Raw genomic sequence first — 20848 nt, 5'->3', positions numbered from 1 at the left:
TACCCTCAGCAACTGGGCTCGCCCACAATGATCGCGCTCGCGGCCAGGGTGAACCCTCCACGTGATCACGGATTTCACTACGCGGCGTAACTGTCCACCGTGCGCCGGACCATCGCGATATCAGCGGGACGAATCCGGCAGCAACCGCCCACGAGGTCGGCCCCCGCCCGGATCCAGCGCGGGACCAGCTCCGCGGTGAAGCGTGACGGAGGTGTCCAGGCCCTCCGGGTGGCGTCCCACTCCTCGCCGCTGTTCGGATAGACGATGACGGGCTTCCGCGCGGCCCGGCGGGCGAGCCTGATCGCCGGTTCGACGTCCCCGGGCGCGCAGCAGTTCACCCCCAGTGCCACGAGCCCAGGGTGGTCCGCCGCCACGGCGAAGGCCTCCCCGAGCGGCTGGCCCGCGCGCGTACGATCACCGGAGATCGTGTAGGAGAGCCACGCCGGGATGCCGATGCCCTCGATCGCGGCGAGGAGCGCGGCCGCCTCGTCGATGTCGGGAACGGTCTCCAGCGCCAGCAGGTCGGGCCCCGCTTCGGCAAGCGCTTCCATCCGGGGCCGGTGAAACCGGGTCAGCTCGGCGACGCTCAGTCCGTACCGGCCGCGATACTCCGAGCCGTCGGCCAGCGTCGCGCCGTACGGACCCACCGAAGCCGCGACCCAGCGCCGCCCGCCGACCCGTTCGCGGGCCACCTGCGCCAGTTCGACACTCCGCCGCATCATCGCGGCGGCGTTCTCACCGAACGCTTCGAAGCTCGCCTGGTAACTCGCCGTCGTCGCGACTTCGGCACCGGCCCGGAAGAACGTCTCGTGCGCCGAGACGATCTCCTCGGGCTCGTCGGCGAGCAGCCGCGCCGACCACAACGGGCCGGACAGGTCGTGACCACGCGCCTGCAGTTCGGTGGCCAGGCCCCCGTCGAGCACGATCACGGGCCCGCGCGCAGAAACTCCAGTTCCCGGAACCATAGATCAGCGAGGATATCGAGCATCATTTCGCGGTCGTGGGGGACTCCACGGACGAGCCAGTGGTAGCACAGCCGTTCCAGTTGCAGGATCAGCAGGAGCGCCCGGGTCAGGGCGACCTGCTCCTGCGCCCCGGTCCACTTCTCCAGGTAGGGCCGCAGTTCGCGGGCCGCGTCCACGCCCCACTGGTAGTGCCGCGCGGCGACGCCCGGGTCCGCGGCCATCGCGTCGTTGACGACCATGACCTCGACGTCGTACCGGGACCAGAACCCCAGCACGTGCTCGTCGAGCCAGGCGCGGACGGCGGCCCGGGTCAGTTCGGGGAATCCGGCCGCGAGGCGGTAGATCTCGGCACCGGCGGGCAGCGCGCGCTCGAACAGGCCCGCCGCGATATCGGCCTTGTCGCGGAAATGCGCGTAGAAGGTGGCACGGCTGCCGTTGGCGGCCTCCACGATGTCGCCGACCGTCGAGGCGTGATAGCCGGACCCGGCGAAAACCTTGCGGGCGCAATCCAGATAGCGCTCATGCGCCTCACGCCACTGCTGCTCGCGGAAGGCATTGCGTGGCGACAGTTCCGTTTGGGTGCCGGTCATCTTTTCCATCATAGTGTCGCCGGCCCGGGCGCTAAACCGTCCACCCGGGCAAAGCCGTTCCGGCATGTCATCGCCATCCGGGCGGAGCCGGTTTCGCACAACGAACGCGCTTTACCAGCGCCGCGCCCGGGAAATAAGGACCGCGGCACGGCGGAAACCCGGCCGGTCCGGGCGCGGATTCCACCCACAGAAACGTTGCTCCCGGACAGGAAAACGTGAAACTTACGCGACCACTCCGCCGTCGGCGATGATGGCGCGGAAGGTCTCCACGGCCTCGGTGGGACGGCGGGTCAACTGGGGATCGGTTTCGACATCGACGGCGTACAGACCGAAGCGGGGACGGTAGGAACCCCATTCGTAGTTGTCCGTCAGTGACCAGTACAGGTATCCGAACACCGGCACTCCTTCGTCACGGGCGCGCTGGAGCCAGTAGACGCTCGCGGCGAGTTGCGCCGCGCGGGTCCAGCCGTCCGCGCGCGGGCGGCCGTTGTCGGTGGCCATGCCGTTCTCCGTCACGACGAGCGGAAGCCCCCGGTAGCGACGCGCGTAGTACCGCAGGACCCGATACAGGCCGCGGGGCCGGTACGGGACCCGCCACGGTCTCGATCGGGCGAGATGCGCCAGGCCCGCGGGCCCGAGGTCCTGGTAGTAGTAGTCGATCGCGATAAAGTCGATCTTGTCGAGGACACGGTCGAGGAAGAACCTGTCGGCGAAGGCGCGCGCCGCCCGCGGCAGGTTCGCGGTGGCCTCGGTGGAGGACACCATCGCGCGGGGATCGGCCCGGTGGATCAGGTCGTAGACGCGACGATGGGCCCGGACCAGGTGGTCGTACATGCGCCGCACGCGGGCGCGGCGGAACCGGAACTCGAGCATCGCGTAGACGCTGGGCTCGTTGAAGATCAGCCAGGAGCCGCACTGGTCGGCATACCGCTCGACGATCATTCCGGCGTAGCGGACGAATGCGCCGACGGTGGCCGGATCGTCCCAGCCACCGAGCCATTCCGGGTAGACGAAATGGTCCAGTGTGATCATCAGCCGCAGGCCGTGACCACGAACGCTTTCCACGAGGTCGTCGTAAAAGGCCAGCTCGCGCTGATCGATCTCACCCCGTACGGGCTCGATTCGGGCCCAGTCGACACTGATGCGGAAGGTGTTGAGGCCCAGGCGCACGGCGAGTGCGATGTCTTCCAGATAGCGGTGCCGGAAGTCGGCCGAGGTGCCGTAGGGGGCGAGCCCGTTTCGCTCGACGTAGGCGTGCCAATTGCTGTTCAGCCGGCCGCCTTCCGCTTGGAAGGCCGACGTCGCGGTCCCCCAGAGAAAGTCGTCGCTGAGCGGGCTCACCGGCTTCATGCCGACACTGTAGTTCGCGGAAGGGCATTCCTCGCGCACTCTCGTGACTCCGCGAGCGGCCGTCCGTCGCGCATCACACGATCGTGAGTTGCTCCTACCTGTTCGGCCCTTCCCGAGGGTTTCCCACAGCCGGACACTCGGAAAGCATGGGCCCACCCCCGAGTTCCGCCGCCGGAGACGCGGCAGGCCCGTGTGGCCCCCGGCGCGGTGCCCGGTGATCGCGCCGTTGCCGAGGTTCTACTGCCCGATCGAACCGGCCGTGCATCCGCGGGCCGCCGCCATCGAGCGGCGCGCGATCGACTGGATGGACCAGACCGGCCTCTACCGCGACGCGCGCGAGCGCGCCTGGGGAGTGGCCACACGCAGCGCCGAACTGGCGTGCCGGGTCCTGCCCACCTGCCCGGAGGACAAGGCATGGCTGTTCGGTGCGTGGAACTACTGGTCCTTCGCGCTCACCGACCGGATCGAAGACGAACGCGAGCCCTCGGCGCGCGGCATCGCGGACCTCACCGTCCACGTGCTGCGAGCACTGGAAGAACCCGGCTACCGGCCGCCGCGGAACCGATGCGGGGAGGCGCTGGCCGACCTCGTCGACCGGACCCGCGGCTGCACCACCACGGTCCAGTTCCGCCGCTTGGCCGACGGCGTGCGAGACTGGTTGCTCGCCGCTTCCTGGCGAGTCGCCAACGCGGCCCGCCACACCGTCCCCCCGCTCGACGACTTCGCGGCGATGCTGCCCTCGCTGGCCGCCGCCCGGCTGTTCGCCGCATGGCTGGAAATCGCCGAGGGCACCGAAGTGCCGGCGAAAAGCCGGTGGTCGAACGCGGTCCAGGCGCTGACCTCCGCGGCGGGGTTCGTCGTCGGCTGCGACAACGCTCTCGTCGGTCACCTCACCGGCCACGCGGGCACCGACCACGGACCGGACATGATCACCGTGCTGATGACCCACCGGCAATGCTCCGCCGCGGCGGCGGTGGCCGGAACGATCTCCGCTCGCGACCGCGTCCTGACGCGTTTTCTCGGTCTGCGAAATCGGCTGGCGAAAGGCGCGACTCCCGGTCTCCGCCGTTACCTGAAAGGGCTGGGTCATTATGTGCGCGGCTGCCTGGACTGGATGAATACCGCACCGCGTTATGCCACCCCGAGCCGGCACCATGTCCTGCCGGTGACCGGCGCGAGCCTGAATTTGGTGATCAGCCGTTTTCCGGGGGAGCTGGCCATCGAACCTCCCGGGATGGCACCGGTGGACCAGTGGTGGCGACTATGAGGCCGAACGGAGCAACGTATTGTGCGGCAAATGGTGGAACGGCACCCGGCGTCGGGGATCGGCCCGGGACAAAGGAGTCAACCCGGCGTCGGATGCCTGACTTCGATATTGGCGGATCAATTTGGTGACGGAAATGAACCAACGTTGCACTTTTGGTGTACTTGGCCCATCCGGACGAGTTAACCTCGTCAGGTGTCCGTAGGGGACGGAAATCACTTCGCCGCGACCGCCCATCATTGGAGTGGTCGCGAAGCACGATTGCTGAGACGCGCGCTCCGGCTGTCGGTCCGCGCCTTCGCCGGCTATCTCGGCGTGGCGCCCCGCACCGTGGCGAAATGGGAAAGCGGCGGCACCGCCACGGTGCCGCGGCCCGACACCCAGGCGATCCTCGACACCGCACTGGCCCGCGCCGATCCCGACGCCCAGCGCCGCTTCGATCTGCTGCTGCACGCCGGTGGCGAGGACGCCACGACCGAGCAGCCGCAGTCGGCGCTCTATGACTACGAAGCCTGGGCCGACGACCTCGACCGCACGCTCGCCTGCCTGGGGCGCCAGGAGTTCCCGCAGGCGCGCATGCTGCTCGACCGGTGGCTGAACCGGTTCGAGCCGCGCAGCAACGACACCCGCGGCATGTATCTCTACGGCCGCTCGCTGCGCCTGTTCGGGGAAATCCAGCAGGATCAGGGCGCGATCCAGGGTCCCCTGTCGGCGCAGCAGACCTACCGCAAGGCGCTGAACGTGTTCAGCGAACTCGGTACCACGCGGCGGGTGGCACAGCTCGAACTCCAGCTCGTCGTGCTCGACGAAATGTCGGGACGGCTGGAATCGGCGGCCCGGCGTTACGAATTGCTGACCAACGACGATCGGCTGAGCGAGCACGACCGGGCCCGCGCCCGGCTCTGGGTCGGCACCGCGCTGAGCAAACGTGGTCTGAACGAATCCGCCACCCGGCACATCGTGCCGGCCATCCACAATTTCGAGGCCATGGAAGAACCGGCGGACTGGTCGATCGCGCACCAGAAACTCGCCCTGGCCCACCGGGGTGCCGGAAAGCTGGGTGACGCTTCCCGCGCCATCGAAGTCGCCCTCGAACACCGGGTCGGTGACACCCCCATGCAGAAGGTGCGGCTGGAAACCGCGCACGCACATATCCTGTTGTCCGACCGGGCCACCGCGGAAAGCGGAATAGCACTGCTCGAACGGTGCGCCCAGATTTCCTCGGATTATGGCATGATGCATCAACTGCAGAGCATCGACGGAATTCGCCGGAACTATGAACGGCAGGCGTGAAGAAATAAACATCGAAACCATGCGGAAAAACTCGATCGATAGTTTCTGGGACGATGCCGAGACCATCTGGGAGTACCACCGCCTTGGCCACCCGCTCCGGCGGTGCAGCGCGGCCGTCGCCCTCGGGTGCAACGACCTCGGCGTCGCGGCCTACGCGGCGGAGCTCTATCACCGGGGAATCTTCCCGGTCATGGTGTTCACCGGAGGCAACAGCCGGGAAACGTCCCGGGCCTTCCCGCGGGGCGAGGGGGTGCATTACCGCGAACGCGCGCTGGAACTCGGCGTCCCCGACGACGCCATCCTGGTCGAACCCCGGGCGTCCAACACTGGCGAAAATATCGCCCTTTCTCGTGAAGTCCTCGCCGCCGCGGGAATTCGGGTGACGTCACTTGCGCTCGTGTCGATGCCGTACATGGAAAGAAGGGCCTACGCGACGACCCGGAAAGTGTGGCCGGAAGTCGAACCGATCTGCTCGTCGGCGCCATTGTCGCTGGCCGAGTACGTGGCCGTGCGCCGTCATGGCACGGAACTCATCGACATGCTTGTGGGTGATCTCCAACGGGTGATTGAATACCCCGGTCAAGGATTTGCGATCCCTCAGGAAGTTCCCCCGATCGTGTATGAAGCTTATCACAGACTCGTGTCGGCGGGCTTCAAAAGCCGGATGCTGTGATGTCATCCGCGCGTGATTTCCTGTGCTATTCACCAGCCGAATTTCTTCCCCCGGCCGTCCACCCTGGCCAAGCTTCTCCAAGCCGACGTCTGGGTAGTGCTCGACAACGTCCAGTTCAACGCCCGCGACTACCAGCACCGCACCCGCCTGGCCGCCCTGGCCGACCCCACCGCCCAACAATGGCTGAGCCTGCCCGTGTCCCGCCCGAACGGCCGCGCCAGCCTGATCAGTGAACTGCGCCTGGCCGACCGGGAAACCGGCCGGCGCCGTGTCGAACAGCTCATCCGCCAGTACTACCGCCGTGCCCCGTACTGGTCCGCCATCGGCGACTGCGTCGAAAAGGTCGGTTTCGCCCTCGAATTCGTGGACGGGCTGTCCGAGGTCGCCGAACAGTCCACGCTCGCGCTGCTTTCCCTGCTCGGCTGGCAGGGCCGGGTCGAGCGCAGCAGCGCGCTCGAAGCCCGGTGCGGCAGGTCGGTACGGCTGGCCGACCTGACCAAGGCGGTCGGCGCCGAAACCTATGTCTGCGGCCCCGGTGGGTCCAGATACCTCGACAAGCGTCCGTTCACCGAACTCGGCATCTCGGTTTCGTTCCAGGCGCCGCCACCCTGGACACGCAAGCCCGAAACCCGTGCCGTCAGCGCACTACGGGTGCTGGCGTCGTACGGGCCCGAAGCGGTCCGGGAGTGGCTGGCGCCGCCCGTCCACCTCTCGGCCGTCTGACCGGCATGCCCTTCGTGGTGCCGCGCACCGCATCGCCACGGAGGGCTTTCCCCCGCACGGAAAATCCCGATACCACGAACCGGACGGGCCGGCAAAACCCCTCAAGCCACCGGACATCGGCGATCATGGACTGCCAGGCTGAACGGGTGATCGCGGGAGACGACTACGCGCTCGTGTTGTGACCGGGCGAGCACCTGACCCGGCGGGCGGTGAGCTGCCCCACCGGCGAACACAGCGAGCGACCGGGCCCCCAAGCGGTGGGATGGCTGGAACAACGTGACGGACGGCAGGCGGCTGCGGCGCGGCCAGTGCCTGCGAAACGGTTCGCTGGTCTCCGACAACGGCGAATACGGATCTCCGAGTCCACCGCCGCGGCCGCGCGTTCCCGCGGGCGTGCCACCGCTACCCGACCATGAGCAGGTGACGCTCCGGCGAGGCCATGGTCCACGCGTCTGCCACGACGAGCATCGGCCATTGGTCGTTCGACGCCAGAGCCGCCACTTGCTCCGGTGTCAGGTTCGCATAGCGCGGATCGTCGATCGGCGTCACGTCGATCGACCACGGATCATCATCCATAAGCTCATCCCGGTACTCCGCGCTCACCCGCGCGACGGCCTCCTGCCAGGCGGCGTCGTCGGAGAAGTCCGTGCGCACCACGGGCACGGACTCGGCATTTCCGGCGCCACCGGCAGCCGTTCCCCGCGGGGGTCAGGGAGCGAACCGGTCCAGGGCACGGATCTTGTTCGTCGCGTCCAGGGCCGCCACCTTGTAGGCCTCGGACAACGTCGGATAGTTGAACACCGCGTCGACCAGATAGTCGACCGTGCCGCCACAGCCCATCACCGTCTGTCCGATGTGGACGAGATCGGTCGCGCCGGTGCCGAACACGTGCACCCCGAGCAGCTTGCGGTCCTCCGGGGAAACCAGCAGCTTGAGCATTCCGTAGGAGTCACCGGCGATCTGGCCGCGGGCGAGTTCGCGGTAGCGCGCCGTGCCGACCTCGTACGGTACGGACGAGGAGGTCAGCTCCGCCTCGGTCGAACCGCAGTAGGAGATCTCCGGAATCGTGTAGATGCCGATCGGCTGCAGCGCGAGCATGTCGTGGGCCGGTTCGCCGAAAGCGTGGTAGGTGGCCAGGCGTCCTTGGTCCATCGACGTCGCGGCGAGCGCGGGAAAACCGATCACGTCGCCGACGGCATAGACGTGCTCGACCGCCGTGCGGTAGTGCTCGTCGACGGTGAGCCTGCCCCGGTGGTCGGCCTCCAGCCCGGCCGCGGCCAGGTCCAGGTCCTCGGTCATGCCCTGCCGTCCCGCCGAATACATCACCGCGTCCGCCGGAATCCGCTTGCCGCTGACCAGTGTGGTGACCGTGGCGTGGTCCGACACGTCGACGTTGGCCACCTTTTCCCCGAAACGGAAGGTCACCGCGAGATCGCGGAGATGGAATTTCAGTGACTCGACGATTTCCGGGTCGCAGAATTCCAGCATCCGTTCCCGTTGCTCGACCACGGTCACCCGGGTGCCGAGCGCGGCGAACATCGACGCGTACTCGATCCCGATCACTCCGGCACCGACCACGACCAGCGACGAAGGAATGTCCTCCAGCCGCAGGATTTCGTCGGAGTCCAGCACGCGGGCCGCGTCGAAGTCGACGTGCGCCGGCCGGGCGGGCCGCGTCCCGGTGGCGATCACGATGAACGCGCCGGTCAGCGAGGTCCGCTCGCCGCGAGCGCGGCCCTCGACCACCACCGTGTGCTCGTCGTGGAAACGGCCGGTGCCCTGGATCAGGTCGACGTGGTTGCGCAACAGTTGCGCCCGCACCACCTGCACCTCGCGCCCGATCACGTGCCGGGTGCGGGCGAGCAGGTCCGAGATCGTGATGTCCTGTTTGACCCGGTACGCGTCGCCGTAGAGCTCGCGCTGGTTCATACCGGTCAGGTACAGCACGGCCTCACGGAGGGTCTTCGACGGGATGGTGCCGGTGTTGACACAGACCCCGCCGACCATGTCCTGCCGGTCGACGATGGCGACCCGCTTGCCCAGTTTCGCGGCGGCGATGGCCGCCTTCTGCCCGCCAGGGCCGGACCCGATGACGATCAGGTCGTAGTCGTACTCAGTCACTCAATTCCTCCGCCAGTTTGCGCGCCTCCGCGATCATGTCGACAGGGCGCTCCTTCCCAGCGCACGTCACTTCGGACGGACGGGCGCCCTGCCGCCCCGATAGCGGGCTTCGCCGGGGCGCGCTCTGTGGTCGCCTTGACAGCCGCGAGTCGCCACCGGGGTATCACGGGGTAACTCTGCTCACCCGCGGTGCGCCGCGCAAGCAACCTTGGTGAGGACTTGACCTCCGATGTCCGATTTTTCCCTTCGCGACACACCGGCAGGCCGGGCGGCCCGTACCGCCGCCGCGAGTACGGTCCGCACGAGAAGGTGGCCCGGCGGATCCATAGTGGACTTTTCCGCCGCGCGTTCGTCCTTACCGGGCAAAAAATCCACCCGCCCCACGAGAGGCGGTTTACCGGCTCTTTACGTTGAATTACCGTGAGTCAAGAAAATATCGACCACCGGTAACGTGCCGGGTGCGGTTCGCAGGGGCGAAAGTCCTTGGATATCTTCGGAATCGTGCGATATTCGAGTGGAGTGGCGAGATTCGTCGGTTACTGCGTGATGGCCGGGGTCCTCCTCGCGGGCCTGCTCGCACCGGCGAGCCTGGGCGCCGGCGCGCTGTCCAACCAGGTCAGCGACGCGGTGCAGGGGATCTCCGCGACCTTGGCCACGAACGAGCAGCCGCGGGTCACCACGGTCACCGACTCCGCCGGTCACCCGATAGCCACGCTGTACGACCAGTTCCGGCTCCCGGTCACGATCGACCAGATCTCCCCCGCGATGAAGGCCGCGATCGTCTCGATCGAGGACCGGCGTTTCTACGACGAAGGCGGCGTGGACGTCAAGGGCATGATCCGCGCCGCGCTGCACGACACCTCGGGCTCCGGCTCACAGCAGGGCGGCTCGTCGATCACCCAGCAGTACGTGAAGAACTACCTGATCAACGTGGTCGACCGCGACGACAAGGTGGCGCAGGCGGCCGACCGCGCGGACACCATCGCCCGCAAGCTGCGCGAGGCCAAGCTCGCGGCCCAACTCGGCCAGAGCATGTCCAAGGACGACATCCTCTCCGGTTACCTGAACGTCGTCGAGTTCACCGGAAACATCTACGGCATCGGCGCCGCCGCACAGGCCTACTTCCACACCACCACCGACAAGCTCAACGTGCAGCAGTCGGCCCTGCTCGCGGGCATGGTGAACAACCCGAACACCTACAACCCCTACGCCCATCCCGAGCGCGCGCTCCAGCGACGCAACACCGTGATCGACGCGATGGTGACCAACCGGACGCTCGATCCCAAGGACGCCCAGATCGCCAAGGCGAGCCCGCTCGGGGTGGTCGGCGACAGCCCGGAAATCCCGTCGTCGTCCTGCCTCGGCTCCGCGCCCGACGCCGGTTTCTTCTGCCAGTACGCGGTGATCTACCTCATGGAAGCCGGGATGAGCCTGGACCAGATCAAAACCGGCGGGTACACCATCCGCACCACGATGGACCCGGGCGTGAGCCAGACGGTGAAGAACGCGGTCGACACGAACGTGCCGCCCACGCAGGACGGCGTGGCCAACACCTTCGCCGTGGTCCGGCCGGGCAAGACCGGCCACGACGTGCTGGCGATGGTTTCCAACCGCAGTTACGGCACCGACGTGAGCAAGGGCGAGACCAGCACCAACATCGTCAGCGAGCCGAGCAACGTGTTCGGCTCGGGATCGTCCTACAAGATCTTCACCGCGGCGGCGGCGATGCAGGCGGGCAAGGCCGGGCTGGACACCCGCATACCCAACCCGGGCAGCCAGTGCTTCACCCCGCCCAACGCCAACCGGTACACCAGTTGTTATCCGGTGAAGAACGACGGGACCTACGCCGATCCGATCTCCCTGCGCGACGGCCTGGCGACCTCGCCGAACGTCGCGTTCGTCAACCTGGAGACCCAGGTCGGGATGCCCGCCGTGGTGGACATGGCCCGCCGCCTGGGTCTGCGGAAGACCCTCACCTACAGCGACGGCGGCCGCGAGCCGATCACCGACCCGAAGAACCCGCTGTCGAAGGACGAGCAGTACAACGAGCCGCAGTCGAAGTTCTTCCAGGACAAGCTGTCCTTCACCCTCGGCGACAGCCCGGTGAGCACGCTGGAGATGGCCAACGTGTCGGCCACCCTGATGAGCGGCGGGATGTGGTGCCCGCCCAACCCGATCGCCTCGGTCACCGACGCCGCCGGCAAACCCGTGAACGTCAAGCACGAGGCGTGCGAACAGGTCGTGCCGACCGGGCTGGCGAACACCCTGATGGTCGGCCTGAGCCAGGACACCAAGACGGGCACCTCGGCGCAGTCCGCGCGCGCGGCGAACTGGAACCACGCGGACATCGGCAAGACCGGTACCACCAACGAAAGCGAGTCCGTCGCGTTCGTCGGTGGCGTGGACGACTACGCGGTCTCCTCCATGGTCTTCGCCGACGGGCCGCATCCCCAGGAGATCTGCCCCGGCAACCCGGTTCACCTGGGCAACTGCGGCAACGGCGCGTTCGGTGGCACGGTCGCCGCGCCGCCGTTCTACCGGGCGTTCAGCCAGATCCTCGGCAGCCGTCCGGACATCCCGATCCCGCCCGCCGATCCCACCTACCTCAACGCGCGGTGAACACGCCCACGCCGTTGGCGACCGCGCGCTCGGTGCCGTCGGACGGGACGTTGCGCACGGTGACCCGCTGCCCCCGCCCACCGACGACGACGGTGGTCGAGCCGCCGCCGTCGAGGTTCACCGCGTCCCGCGCGCCGTAGGAGCGCAGGAGGCCGGCGAGTTCGGCCACGGTCATCCCCGTGCTGGCGGTGCTGCGCCCGTCGACCGCGACGAGGTACACCGTCCGTCCGTCGGCGCCGGTGCCGGCCGCGGTGCGCGGGGCGAGCGTGACGCTGTCCAAACCGGACAGTGGAACGCCGTCGGCGAGAATCCGGAAACCGCCGACCGCGAAGGCGAACGGCGGTGCCTGGCCGCTGTCCAGTCCGGTCCTGATCTCGACGTGGTCGCCCGGCTGGAGTGCTTTCAACCGCTCCGCGCCGTTTTCCCGGCCCAGCAACACGAAGGTGCCCGCCGGAATCGCACCCGCGCCCGGTGACGGTGCCTCGGACACCACCACGCCGTCGTGGACCACGACTTCTTCGGTGTCCGATGTGCACGGTGCGGCACGGCTGGTGTCGGTCCCGCAGGCCGCCCTGGCCCGGGACACCGCTCCCCAGTCATGGGTGAACACGCCGATGCCGTTCACCGGTATCGCGTACTGGTTCAGACCTCCCAGCTCGAAGGTGCCCCTGCCGGTGCGGACGGATCCGTGCAGCGTGACCGCGCCGGTCCGGGCACGGCCGTCGACGCCGACCCCGAACACGTCCCTGGTCGACTCGCCGGCCGGCGGGAAGGGCCCGAACGTCTGCCCGTCCGGGACGGCCGCCTTGAGACCGCGCCCCGCGGTGATCTCCGGCCCGACCGAGGAACCGGTGGCGGCCACGCCGGGATGGTCACGCTCGCTGATGTCGAAGAAGTCGCCGTTCACCCCGGCCACCGCGTGCTGCGCCGCCGCCATGTCCGACACCCGCTCCGTTTCCGCGATGACGGCGGGGTGCAACAGGTCGAGCCGGGTCCGGGCCTCCAAATGGATTTCGATCAGATAACCGACTACGTCACCGTGGGCGGTCGTTTCGGTGAAGGTCCCGAAGGTGACTCCGGGCGCGACCGCCGACGTCCCGGCGGCGGATGCCGCCGGCGCGGCAACCGAAATCAGCGAAACGGCCGCCACCGTGGCGAAACCACGACGAAGGAATGTCATCACGGCACGAAATCATGCCACGATTTGGTTAATGGTTAACAGAAACCGGGTGAAGATCGAGCCGTTCGGCCGAAGGTTTTCAGACTTTCATGACCTGGGCGATGAGGGCGTCGATGTCGATACGTTCCGTGCCCGGAGGAACGGCTTCCATGGTCCTGGCGACAAAGGTTTCGGCGTCTTCGCGCGCCATCTCGATCACCGCGTATCCGTGCGGCGACTCGAGTTCGATCACCAGAATGTCCGAGCACTCGGCCAGATCCGGCCGGACGCGCACGTCGCCGAGTCCCGCGGGCTGGGCCAGGCCCTCGATGACGAGGTCACGCGCGAACCGCCACACCACCCAGCCCTGATCCTCGCCGAAGGCGAGGGTGATGGCGTAGGGGTCGGCGGAGTCGAACGACCAGCGGGAGTAGACGGGTGTGGCACTGCCGTCCAAGTTCACGTACTGATGTTGCTCCACGGCGGCCTCCTGTCCTTCCCTTCGAAAGACGCGCGTGCACGCAGCGTGTTACACGAACGAGGGGGTGAGTTTGGAATAATCCCAGCCCCTCTCCCCCCGGACGGGCGCACGGTGCACCATGTCCGTCGTGCCCCACGACCCCCTGGCCGAGGAAGAAACCGGCCCCATCCTCCGGATTCCGGGCGAACCGGACTCCGGTCGCCGCAAGGCCCGCCGGGTGCCCGCGGGCGACGAGACGAAGACCACCCGCGCGAAAAGCACTACTTCGCGCGATGACCGCAGGTCACCGGCCGACCGGACGACGACCGGCGCGGGCCGCGAACCGGCCCGGCGCCGCCGGCCCGCTGACGCACACGGACACGGGCACGGCCACGGACATGGGCACGGCCCGGCCGCACCCGCGTCCCGCCGGGTCCGGACATTGCTGTCCTGGCTGCTCATCCCGGTAGCCGTCCTGGCTGTCGCCGGCGGACTGTGGCTCTACCCGTGGGGCCAGCCGAAACCGGCCACCACCTACCCGTCGAGCACACCCGTGCACGGAACCATCACCACCGCCGCGAGCGGTCCGTGCCTGGGCCCGGGCCAGGTCCAGGTCGGCAACGCCGACGGCGGAAAACCGTGCCTGACCGTCGAAGTGACGATGACCGACGGTGCCGCGAGCGGGTCGGCGGTCAAGCTGACGGTGCCGATCGAACCGAGCACACCCCGATTCAGCGCCGGCGACAAGGTGGTGCTCGCCTACAACGGTGGCAATCCCCGGGAACCCGCGTCCTACCAGGTGGTCGATTTCCAGCGCGGGATCCCCCTTTCCGTGCTGGCGGCACTGTTCGCGATCGCCGTGGTGGTCCTCGGCCGCTGGCAGGGACTCGCCGCGCTCGGCGCGCTGCTGCTGAGTTTCGTGGTCCTCGTGACCTTCGTGCTGCCGTCCGTTCTGGCCGGCCGGAATCCGCTGCTGGTGGCCATCGTCGGCGCGAGCGTGATCATGTTCGTCGCGCTCTACCTCACGCACGGGTTGTCCGCCCGGACCTCGGTCGCCGTGCTGGGCACGATGGTCAGCCTCGCGCTGATCGGCGCGCTGTCGGCGATCTTTTCCGCGCTCGCCGCGCTGACCGGCCTCGACGACAGCACGAGCACGCTGATCGCCTCGTTGGGGCACGGCGTCGACGCACGTGGCCTGCTCCTCGCCGGCATCGTCATCGGCGCCCTCGGAGTGCTCGACGACGTCACGGTCACCCAGACCAGTTCCGTGTGGGAACTCCGGCGCGCCAACCCGGAGCTCGGCTGGCGGGAGCTTTACGGGGCGGGCATGAGGATCGGCCGCGACCACGTGGGGTCCGCGGTGAACACGCTCGTCATGGCCTACGCCGGCGCGGCCCTGCCGGTGATGCTGTACTCGTCGATCTCCGGTGTGGGCCTCGGCGCGGTGCTCGGTTCCCAGGACGTCGCCGAGGAGATCGTGCGCACGCTCGCCGGCAGCATCGGCATCGTGGCCGCCGTGCCGGTCACCACCGCCCTCGCGGCGCTCATCGCGGGGCAGGAAAGCATTACCACCGGCACCAACCGTCACAGCAGTGAACAGGCGTCACGGCGCCGAGCCCCGGTGTGAAGATCGCCTTTTCGGTGGGGTACCAATTGCCGGTGCCCCCCTTCGCCGCCCCGCGCTGCCTGAGCCGCGTCGTCGAGGGCACACTCGGCACGCTGAAGGCGGTGCCGCTGCTGGGCACCGTGCTGGGGGAACTCCGAGACGCCGTCCGGCACATCGAGCGGCTGGCCGCGTTCGCCGCCACGGAGCTTCCGGAAATCGTCTACCAGCTCGAAAAGATCCGCGAACACCTCGCCGCGATCGAGCGGAAGACCGACGCGGGCGCGGAGAACGGCGCCGAAAACACCGCCGTCAGTCCAGACGGGCGACGAACCGGCTGACCGCGTCCATGGTGAACCGCTGGGTGAACTTTCCCTGCGGCGCCGAGGAAGCCAGCCGGTACAACGGCCGGTCCGGCGCCGCCTCGCCCTTCGCCTCCGCACGCAACTGCGCGACCAGCAGTTCGGAAAAGATCATCCCGTTGGCCTCGATGTTGTTCATCAGCGCGTTCGCCAGCCGTCGCAACGCGAGCACCCCCAGTTCCCGGCCACCGGTGCCGGCGTAGACCGCGAGATCGACCTTCGCGCTCCGGCCGCGCCGCCGCGCGTTGAACAGCAGGCTGATCGTCCGCATCCCCCGCACGTCGGTGACCAGGAGATCGATCCGCTCGGCCTGGGCGATGTCCACCCGGCGGGTCCGCCAGACCCGCACGAGGACCACCCCGTCCTCCAGCCAGACGCGGCGGCGCACGGTGAAGAGCACGAGATAGGCCAGCAGCAACGACACCACGAGCGCGACCGCGAGTCCCACGATCTCGCCGCCGGCCAGCGCGGCGAAGAAACCGAACGCGGCGGCGATGACGACCGCGGTGACCAGGCCCGAGACCAGCCTGCGGCGCCGTGCCGCCGCGTCTTCCTGGTGCAGCGGCAGGCGATCGGGCTGATCTTTCCGGGCGGGTTTTTTCGACTCGTTGCTCGGTTCGGTCACCACCGCTCACACCCTAACCGGCCCTCTACGACGTTCTCACAGGCTGTGGCCATAGACTGCCGCCAGCCGATCGGTGACGTCGAGAGGATTCGGGAGGGGCCGGTGCCGACAAACCAGCAACGCCGCGAGGCCGCCAAGCGCAAGCTCGAACGGCAGCTCGTCCGCCGGGCGGAACGCGCGCGCCGGCGGAAGATCGTCGGTGTCGGGGTGACCGTCGGCGCCGTCGTCGTGATCGCCGGGCTGGTGGTGTACTTCGTGACCACGAAGGACAGCGGTACCACATCTCCGGCGGCTTCGGCATCCAGTTCACCCTCCGCGGCGCCGATCAACATCCCCACCCAGCGCGTGCCCATGCCCAAGCGGACCACACCGCTGCCCGCCCAGGTCAACTGCGACTATCCGGCGACGCCGAAAGAGCCGACCGCGAAACCGGCCAAGGCGCCGGCCGGGGCGAACACCCCCGCCACCGGCACGGTGAACGTGACCTTCAAGTCGACCGCGGGTGATATCCCGCTGACGCTGGACCGGGCCCTCGCGCCCTGCACGGTCAACAGCTTCGTCAGCCTCATCCAGCAGGGCTACTTCACCGACACCTCCTGCCACCGCCTCGGTACCACGGGCCTGCAGATGCTCCAGTGCGGCGACCCGAGCGGTTCGGGCAGCGGCGGCCCCGGTTACTCCTTCAAGGACGAGACCTTCCCCGAGCTCAAGTACGGCCGGGGGATCCTGGCGATGGCCAACGCGGGCCCCGACACCAACGGCAGCCAGTTCTTCATGGTCTACGGGGACGCCCAGCTGGACCCGAACTACACGGTGTTCGGCTCCATCAGCGACGCCGGCCTGCAGGTCCTGGACAAGGTCGCGCGGGCCGGCGACGACGGCAGCTTCGACCCCTCCCCCGGCGGCGGCAAGCCGAACATGCCGGTCAAGTTCACCGCCGTCACCGTCGACGGCTGACTCGGTGCTCTTCAAACGCGCCCACCCGGCCAGGCACTCCGCGGTTTGAAGACAGCCTGTCAGGCGATAAAGCCAGGGGGTCGGCGTTCGAGGAAGGCGGCGACCCCTTCGGCGTAGTCCGGCCCGTGGATCGCCGCGGAACGGATCGAGTCCACTTCGGAGTCGGCTTCGGTGTGCCCGGCCAGGATCTTGCCGATGATCGCGTTGATGCCGCGGACCGAGGCCTGGGAGCGCCGGGTCAGGGTGTCCACAAAGGACTTCACCCGTGCCTCCAGCTCGCCGTCCGGGAAAACGTCGTTGACCAGGCCGATTTCCCGGGCCCTCGCGGCGTCCACGAGTTCGGCGGAGAGCAGGAGGTAGCGCGTGTGCGCCGGGCCGATCAACGAGACGAGCTGCCGCGTCGAGGGAAAGTCGTAGACGATCCCGAGTTTGGCGGGCGTGATGCCCAGCCGCGCCCCGGCGGAGGCGAACCGGAAGTCGCAGGCGACCGAGATCTGCAGCCACCGCCGATGCAGTTGCCCCGGATCATCGCGATGCTGGGCTTGCGCATCCCGGTCAGCGCACCGACCGCGGCTTCGACCGCCCTGTCGTAGCTCGCCGCGCCGTCGGCGGTCGACCGCAGCCGCCCGAACTCGCTGATGTCCGCGCCCGCCGAGAAGTCCGGCCCGGCGCCGGTGATCACCAGAGCCTTCAGCGCGGGATCCGCCTCGACACCGGCCACGATCTCCGGCAGGGCCGACCACATTTCGTAGGTGATCGCGTTCTTCTTCTCCGGCCTGGTGAAGGTCAGCGTGCCGACCGCCCCCTCCGCCGCGAACTCCAGCACAGTATCCTCCGCGAGTTTGCGCGCCCCCGCGATCGTGTCGACAGGGCGCTCTTTGCCAACGCAGGTCACGTCGGGCCGATCGGCGCCCTGTCACCCCGATGAGGGGGTCTGGGGGCTTGCCCCCAGCAGGGGTGTGGGGGCCGTGCCCCCACAAAGCACCGGACAAAAAGAGCGCGCTCTGTGGTCGGCTTGACAGTCGCGAGTCGCCATTATGATCGCCATGCCGGGAACCCTAACGGCCCCGAGTGGCTCAAGAAGCGGACGTGACCCGGTACACGTCGTAAACGCCCTCGACGCCCCGCACCACCTTGAGCACGTGCCCCAGATGCTTGGGATCGCCCATCTCGAAGGCGAACCGGCTCACCGCCACCCGGTCGCGCGAGGTCTGCACCGACGCGGACAGGATGTTGACCTTCTCGTCGGCCAGCACCTTCGTGATGTCGGACAGCAAGCGGTGCCGGTCCAGGGCCTCGACCTGGATGGAGACCAGGAACACCGAATTCTCCGACGGCGCCCACTCCACTTCGACCAGGCGCTCCAGCTGGGTGCGCAGGTCGTCCGCGTTGGTGCAGTCGGTGCGGTGCACGCTGACCCCGCCACCGCGGGTCACGAAGCCGAGGATCTCGTCGCCGGGAACCGGCGTGCAGCACCGGGCCAGTTTCGACCACACGTCGGTGGCCCCCTTGACCACCACGCCGACGTCGTTGGAGCCCCGGCGCCGCGTGACCGTCGACGGCGTCGACCGCGCGGCCAGTTCCTCCTCGGCCTCCTCGACCCCGCCGATGAGCGTGACCAGCCGCTGCACCACGTGCTTGGCGCTGGTGTGCCCTTCGCCGACCGCGGCGTAGAGCGAACTGATGTCGGGATGCCGCAACTCGGCCGCGAGCGCCCCCATGTTCTCCGCGGACACCAGCCGCTGCATGGGCAGGCCGACCTTGCGGACCTCCTTGGTGATGGCCTCCTTGCCGGCCTCGATCGCCTCGTCGCGGCGCTCCTTGGCGAACCACTGGCGGATCTTGGCGCGTGCCTTGGGCGACTTGGCGAAGGTCAGCCAGTCCCGGCTCGGCCCCGCGCTCTCGGCCTTCGACGTGAAGATCTCCACGACGTCGCCGTTTTCGAGCTTGCGTTCCAGCGCCACCAGGCGTCCGTTGATCCGCGCGCCGATACACCGGTGCCCGACCTCGGTATGCACCGCGTAGGCGAAGTCCACCGGCGTGCCCCCGACCGGCAGGGTCACCACGTCGCCCTTGGGGGTGAACACGAAGATCTCACGGGCCGCGAGCTCGTAGCGCAGCGAATCCAGGAACTCACCCGGGTCCGCCGCTTCCCGCTGCCAGTCGAGAAGCTGCCGCATCCACGCCATCTCGTCGATCTCGACGGCGTTCGCGCCGTTGCCGCCGTGCGTGCCCCGGGTCTCCTTGTAGCGCCAGTGCGCGGCGATCCCGTACTCGGCGGTGTGGTGCATCTCGTAGGTGCGGATCTGCACTTCCAGCGGCTTGCCGTCCGGGCCGATCACCGTGGTGTGCAACGACTGGTAAACCCCGAAGCGCGGCTGCGCGATGTAGTCCTTGAACCGGCCGGGCATCGGCTGCCACAGCGCGTGCACCACACCCATCGCGGCGTAGCAGTCCCGCACGTCCTCCACCAGGATCCGGACGCCGACGAGGTCGTGGATGTCGTCGAGGTCCCGGCCCCGGACGATCATCTTCTGGTGGATCGAGTAGTAGTGCTTCGGCCTGCCCTCGACCTTGGCGGTGATCCGGGAACCGGCCAGCGTGGTGGTCAGCTCGTCGATCACCTTGCGCAGGTAGATGTCCCGCGACGGCGCGCGATCGGCCACCAGGCGCACGATCTCGTCGTACTTCTTCGGCTGCAGGATCGCGAAGGCGAGGTCTTCCAGCTCCCATTTGACCGTGGCCATGCCCAGGCGATGCGCCAGCGGGGCGAGGACCTCCAGGGTCTCCTTCGCCTTGCGCGCCTGCTTTTCCGGCGGCAGGAACCGCATCGTCCGCATGTTGTGCAGCCGGTCGGCCAGCTTGATCACCAGGACCCGCGGGTCCCGCGCCATCGCGATGACCATCTTGCGGATCGTCTCGGCCTCGGCCGCGGTGCCCAGCTTGACCTTGTCCAGCTTGGTGACGCCGTCGACCAGCTGCGCGACCTTGTCGCCGAAGTCGGCGGACAGCTTTTCCACCGAGTAGCCGGTGTCCTCGACCGTGTCGTGCAGCAGCGCGGCGACCAGCGTGATGGTGTCCATGCCGAGTTCGGCGAGGATGGTCGCCACGGCCAGCGGGTGGGTGATGTAGGGATCGCCGGACTTGCGCCGCTGCTCCCGGTGCAGTTCCTCGGCCACGTCGTAGGCCCGCTGGAGCAGACTGAGATCGGCGCCGGGGTGCAGTTCGCGGTGGATCGCCGCGAGCGGTTCGAGCACCTGCTTGACCGACGCGGCTCGCTGCGCGGTGATCCGCCGTGCCAGCCGGGCACGGACCCGGCGGGTCGCCGAGGGTGCCCTGGTCACCCCGTGGTGCGTCACCGTGCCGTCCGGGGTGGGCGCCGCGGAATCGAGTTCCTGACTCACCCCCACCTCCTGCCGTTCAGCATGACCCCTACGGCAACAAGCGTAACGCGCCTACGTCCACCCGCCCGTCGTCGGCTCGCCACATCGGGTTCAGCGCCCGTTCTCGACCGCCCTGAGCAGGAATTGCGTGCTTCAGGCGACCAGCAGCGAGCGTATCTTTCGCCCCGAGAGCGCCGCCCGGCCATCGAGCGCGGCCAGCTCCATCACGACCGAGATCCCGGCGACCTCCGCCCCCGCTCGCTCCAGCAGCTGACAGGTGGCGTCCACCGTGCCACCGGTGGCCAGGACATCGTCGACCACACCGACCCGCGCGCCGGGGCCCGCCACCCCGGCAGGCAGCTCCAGCGAGGCCGTGCCGTATTCGAGCGCGTAGTCGATCCGCTGCGCGACCAGCGGCAGCTTGCCGGGTTTGCGCACCAGTACGACGCCCAGCCCCCGCGCGTAGCCGACCGCCGAGGCGAGCATGAACCCCCGGGCCTCGACGGCCGCCAGCAGCTCGGTATCGGGCTCGATGGTCTCCGCGAGGGCGTTCACCACCGTGGCGAACCCTTCGGCGTGCGCGAACAGCGGCGCGAGATCGCGGAAGAGCACGCCGGGCTCGGGGAAGTCCGGAACCTCCACGATCAGGTCGAGCGCGCCTTCGAGATCCATGGTTTCCCCGCTCCCCTGCCCGGGATGTG

18 protein-coding genes and 1 pseudogene are annotated in these 20848 nt (G+C 68.5%); 8 read left to right on the top strand and 11 right to left on the bottom strand.

Going from position 1 to position 20848, the window contains the following annotated elements:
- Positions 1 to 77: 77 nt before the first annotated feature.
- The 3 genes from mmuM to ACFSXZ_RS10375 form a co-directional block, all read right to left on the bottom strand.
- A complete protein-coding gene (gene mmuM, locus ACFSXZ_RS10385; protein WP_378263784.1) occupies positions 78 to 965 on the bottom strand; it encodes a homocysteine S-methyltransferase in 888 nt (295 codons plus the stop codon).
- Positions 926 to 1555, bottom strand: coding sequence for a TetR/AcrR family transcriptional regulator (locus ACFSXZ_RS10380; protein ID WP_378263782.1), 630 nt, complete (start codon positions 1553 to 1555; stop codon positions 926 to 928). Before ACFSXZ_RS10380 ends, mmuM begins: the two co-directional genes overlap by 40 nt.
- 222 nt (positions 1556 to 1777) lie before the next feature.
- A complete protein-coding gene (locus ACFSXZ_RS10375; protein ID WP_378263780.1) occupies positions 1778 to 2905 on the bottom strand; it encodes a glycoside hydrolase family 1 protein in 1128 nt (375 codons plus the stop codon).
- Between the two features lie 214 nt (positions 2906 to 3119).
- Between ACFSXZ_RS10375 and ACFSXZ_RS10370 the strand changes: the two genes are divergently transcribed.
- The 4 genes from ACFSXZ_RS10370 (at position 3120) to ACFSXZ_RS10355 (ending at position 6858) form a co-directional block, all read left to right on the top strand.
- The gene (locus ACFSXZ_RS10370; protein WP_378263778.1) at positions 3120 to 4172 is read left to right on the top strand and encodes a terpene synthase family protein; all 1053 of its coding nucleotides are present in this window, start codon (positions 3120 to 3122) and stop codon (positions 4170 to 4172) included.
- A 192-nt stretch (positions 4173 to 4364) separates the two neighbouring features.
- Positions 4365 to 5462 carry a hypothetical protein gene (locus ACFSXZ_RS10365; RefSeq protein WP_378263776.1) on the top strand — a complete coding sequence of 366 codons (1098 nt, stop codon included), beginning with the start codon at positions 4365 to 4367 and terminating at the stop codon, positions 5460 to 5462.
- Positions 5463 to 5481: 19 nt separating this feature from the next.
- Positions 5482 to 6135: a YdcF family protein gene (locus ACFSXZ_RS10360; RefSeq protein WP_378264772.1), complete on the top strand. Its 654-nt coding sequence runs from the start codon at positions 5482 to 5484 to the stop codon at positions 6133 to 6135.
- 12 nt (positions 6136 to 6147) lie between these two features.
- Complete coding sequence (locus tag ACFSXZ_RS10355) at positions 6148 to 6858, top strand: WbqC family protein (RefSeq protein ID WP_378263774.1); 711 nt, start codon at positions 6148 to 6150, stop codon at positions 6856 to 6858.
- A 402-nt stretch (positions 6859 to 7260) separates the two neighbouring features.
- Here the strand turns inward: ACFSXZ_RS10355 and ACFSXZ_RS10350 are convergent, their stop codons facing one another.
- A complete protein-coding gene (locus tag ACFSXZ_RS10350) occupies positions 7261 to 7521 on the bottom strand; it encodes a DUF6924 domain-containing protein (protein WP_378263772.1) in 261 nt (86 codons plus the stop codon).
- Between the two features lie 45 nt (positions 7522 to 7566).
- Complete coding sequence (gene sthA / locus ACFSXZ_RS10345; protein WP_378263770.1) at positions 7567 to 8979, bottom strand: Si-specific NAD(P)(+) transhydrogenase; 1413 nt, start codon at positions 8977 to 8979, stop codon at positions 7567 to 7569.
- A gap of 546 nt (positions 8980 to 9525) precedes the next feature.
- On the opposite strand from sthA, the gene ACFSXZ_RS10340 reads away from it, so the two are divergent.
- Positions 9526 to 11598 carry a transglycosylase domain-containing protein gene (locus tag ACFSXZ_RS10340; RefSeq protein ID WP_378264770.1) on the top strand — a complete coding sequence of 691 codons (2073 nt, stop codon included), beginning with the start codon at positions 9526 to 9528 and terminating at the stop codon, positions 11596 to 11598.
- Here ACFSXZ_RS10340 and ACFSXZ_RS10335 read toward each other — a convergent pair.
- Both ACFSXZ_RS10335 and ACFSXZ_RS10330 read right to left on the bottom strand, forming a co-directional pair.
- The gene (locus ACFSXZ_RS10335) at positions 11585 to 12778 is read right to left on the bottom strand and encodes a phosphodiester glycosidase family protein (protein ID WP_378264768.1); all 1194 of its coding nucleotides are present in this window, start codon (positions 12776 to 12778) and stop codon (positions 11585 to 11587) included. The two genes, ACFSXZ_RS10340 and ACFSXZ_RS10335, sit on opposite strands and share 14 nt — an antisense overlap.
- Positions 12779 to 12857: 79 nt before the next feature.
- Positions 12858 to 13238: an SsgA family sporulation/cell division regulator gene (locus tag ACFSXZ_RS10330; RefSeq protein WP_378263768.1), complete on the bottom strand. Its 381-nt coding sequence runs from the start codon at positions 13236 to 13238 to the stop codon at positions 12858 to 12860.
- Positions 13239 to 13365: 127 nt separating this feature from the next.
- Between ACFSXZ_RS10330 and ACFSXZ_RS10325 the strand changes: the two genes are divergently transcribed.
- Together ACFSXZ_RS10325 and ACFSXZ_RS10320 are read left to right on the top strand one after the other, a co-directional pair.
- The gene (locus tag ACFSXZ_RS10325) at positions 13366 to 14844 is read left to right on the top strand and encodes a YibE/F family protein (protein WP_378263766.1); all 1479 of its coding nucleotides are present in this window, start codon (positions 13366 to 13368) and stop codon (positions 14842 to 14844) included.
- A gap of 32 nt (positions 14845 to 14876) precedes the next feature.
- A complete protein-coding gene (locus ACFSXZ_RS10320) occupies positions 14877 to 15161 on the top strand; it encodes a hypothetical protein (protein WP_378263764.1) in 285 nt (94 codons plus the stop codon).
- On the opposite strand, the gene ACFSXZ_RS10315 is transcribed toward ACFSXZ_RS10320, so the two are convergent.
- Positions 15133 to 15810 carry a hypothetical protein gene (locus tag ACFSXZ_RS10315; protein WP_378263762.1) on the bottom strand — a complete coding sequence of 226 codons (678 nt, stop codon included), beginning with the start codon at positions 15808 to 15810 and terminating at the stop codon, positions 15133 to 15135. The two genes, ACFSXZ_RS10320 and ACFSXZ_RS10315, sit on opposite strands and share 29 nt — an antisense overlap.
- Before the next feature lie 99 nt (positions 15811 to 15909).
- Between ACFSXZ_RS10315 and ACFSXZ_RS10310 the strand changes: the two genes are divergently transcribed.
- Positions 15910 to 16764 carry a peptidylprolyl isomerase gene (locus ACFSXZ_RS10310; protein WP_378263760.1) on the top strand — a complete coding sequence of 285 codons (855 nt, stop codon included), beginning with the start codon at positions 15910 to 15912 and terminating at the stop codon, positions 16762 to 16764.
- A gap of 59 nt (positions 16765 to 16823) precedes the next feature.
- Here ACFSXZ_RS10310 and ACFSXZ_RS10305 read toward each other — a convergent pair.
- The 3 genes and pseudogenes from ACFSXZ_RS10305 to ACFSXZ_RS10295 all read right to left on the bottom strand — a co-directional run bounded on the left by ACFSXZ_RS10305 (position 16824) and on the right by ACFSXZ_RS10295 (position 20819).
- A pseudogene (locus ACFSXZ_RS10305) lies at positions 16824 to 17590 on the bottom strand (enoyl-CoA hydratase/isomerase family protein).
- A 250-nt stretch (positions 17591 to 17840) separates the two neighbouring features.
- Complete coding sequence (locus ACFSXZ_RS10300; RefSeq protein WP_378263758.1) at positions 17841 to 20168, bottom strand: RelA/SpoT family protein; 2328 nt, start codon at positions 20166 to 20168, stop codon at positions 17841 to 17843.
- A 132-nt stretch (positions 20169 to 20300) separates the two neighbouring features.
- Positions 20301 to 20819, bottom strand: coding sequence for an adenine phosphoribosyltransferase (locus ACFSXZ_RS10295; protein ID WP_378263756.1), 519 nt, complete (start codon positions 20817 to 20819; stop codon positions 20301 to 20303).
- Positions 20820 to 20848: the final 29 nt, after the last annotated feature.

The organism is Amycolatopsis pigmentata (assembly GCF_042684065.1).
Classification (GTDB): domain Bacteria; phylum Actinomycetota; class Actinomycetes; order Mycobacteriales; family Pseudonocardiaceae; genus Amycolatopsis_E; species Amycolatopsis_E pigmentata.
The sequence above is the reverse complement of the archived record's forward strand: the minus strand, read 5'-3'. Positions and strand labels throughout refer to the sequence as shown.

What these genes read in the sequence shown, in the direction of transcription:
- ACFSXZ_RS10295 (WP_378263756.1), bottom strand. Translation starts at nt 20,819, where the DNA reads ATGGATCTCGAAGGCGCGCTCGACCTGATCGTGGAGGTTCCGGACTTC.
- ACFSXZ_RS10335 (WP_378264768.1), bottom strand. Translation starts at nt 12,778, where the DNA reads ATGACATTCCTTCGTCGTGGTTTCGCCACGGTGGCGGCCGTTTCGCTG.
- ACFSXZ_RS10380 (WP_378263782.1), bottom strand. Translation starts at nt 1,555, where the DNA reads ATGACCGGCACCCAAACGGAACTGTCGCCACGCAATGCCTTCCGCGAG.
- ACFSXZ_RS10340 (WP_378264770.1), top strand. Translation starts at nt 9,526, where the DNA reads ATGGCCGGGGTCCTCCTCGCGGGCCTGCTCGCACCGGCGAGCCTGGGC.
- ACFSXZ_RS10360 (WP_378264772.1), top strand. Translation starts at nt 5,482, where the DNA reads ATGCGGAAAAACTCGATCGATAGTTTCTGGGACGATGCCGAGACCATC.
- ACFSXZ_RS10375 (WP_378263780.1), bottom strand. Translation starts at nt 2,905, where the DNA reads ATGAAGCCGGTGAGCCCGCTCAGCGACGACTTTCTCTGGGGGACCGCG.
- mmuM (WP_378263784.1), bottom strand. Translation starts at nt 965, where the DNA reads ATGGTTCCGGGAACTGGAGTTTCTGCGCGCGGGCCCGTGATCGTGCTC.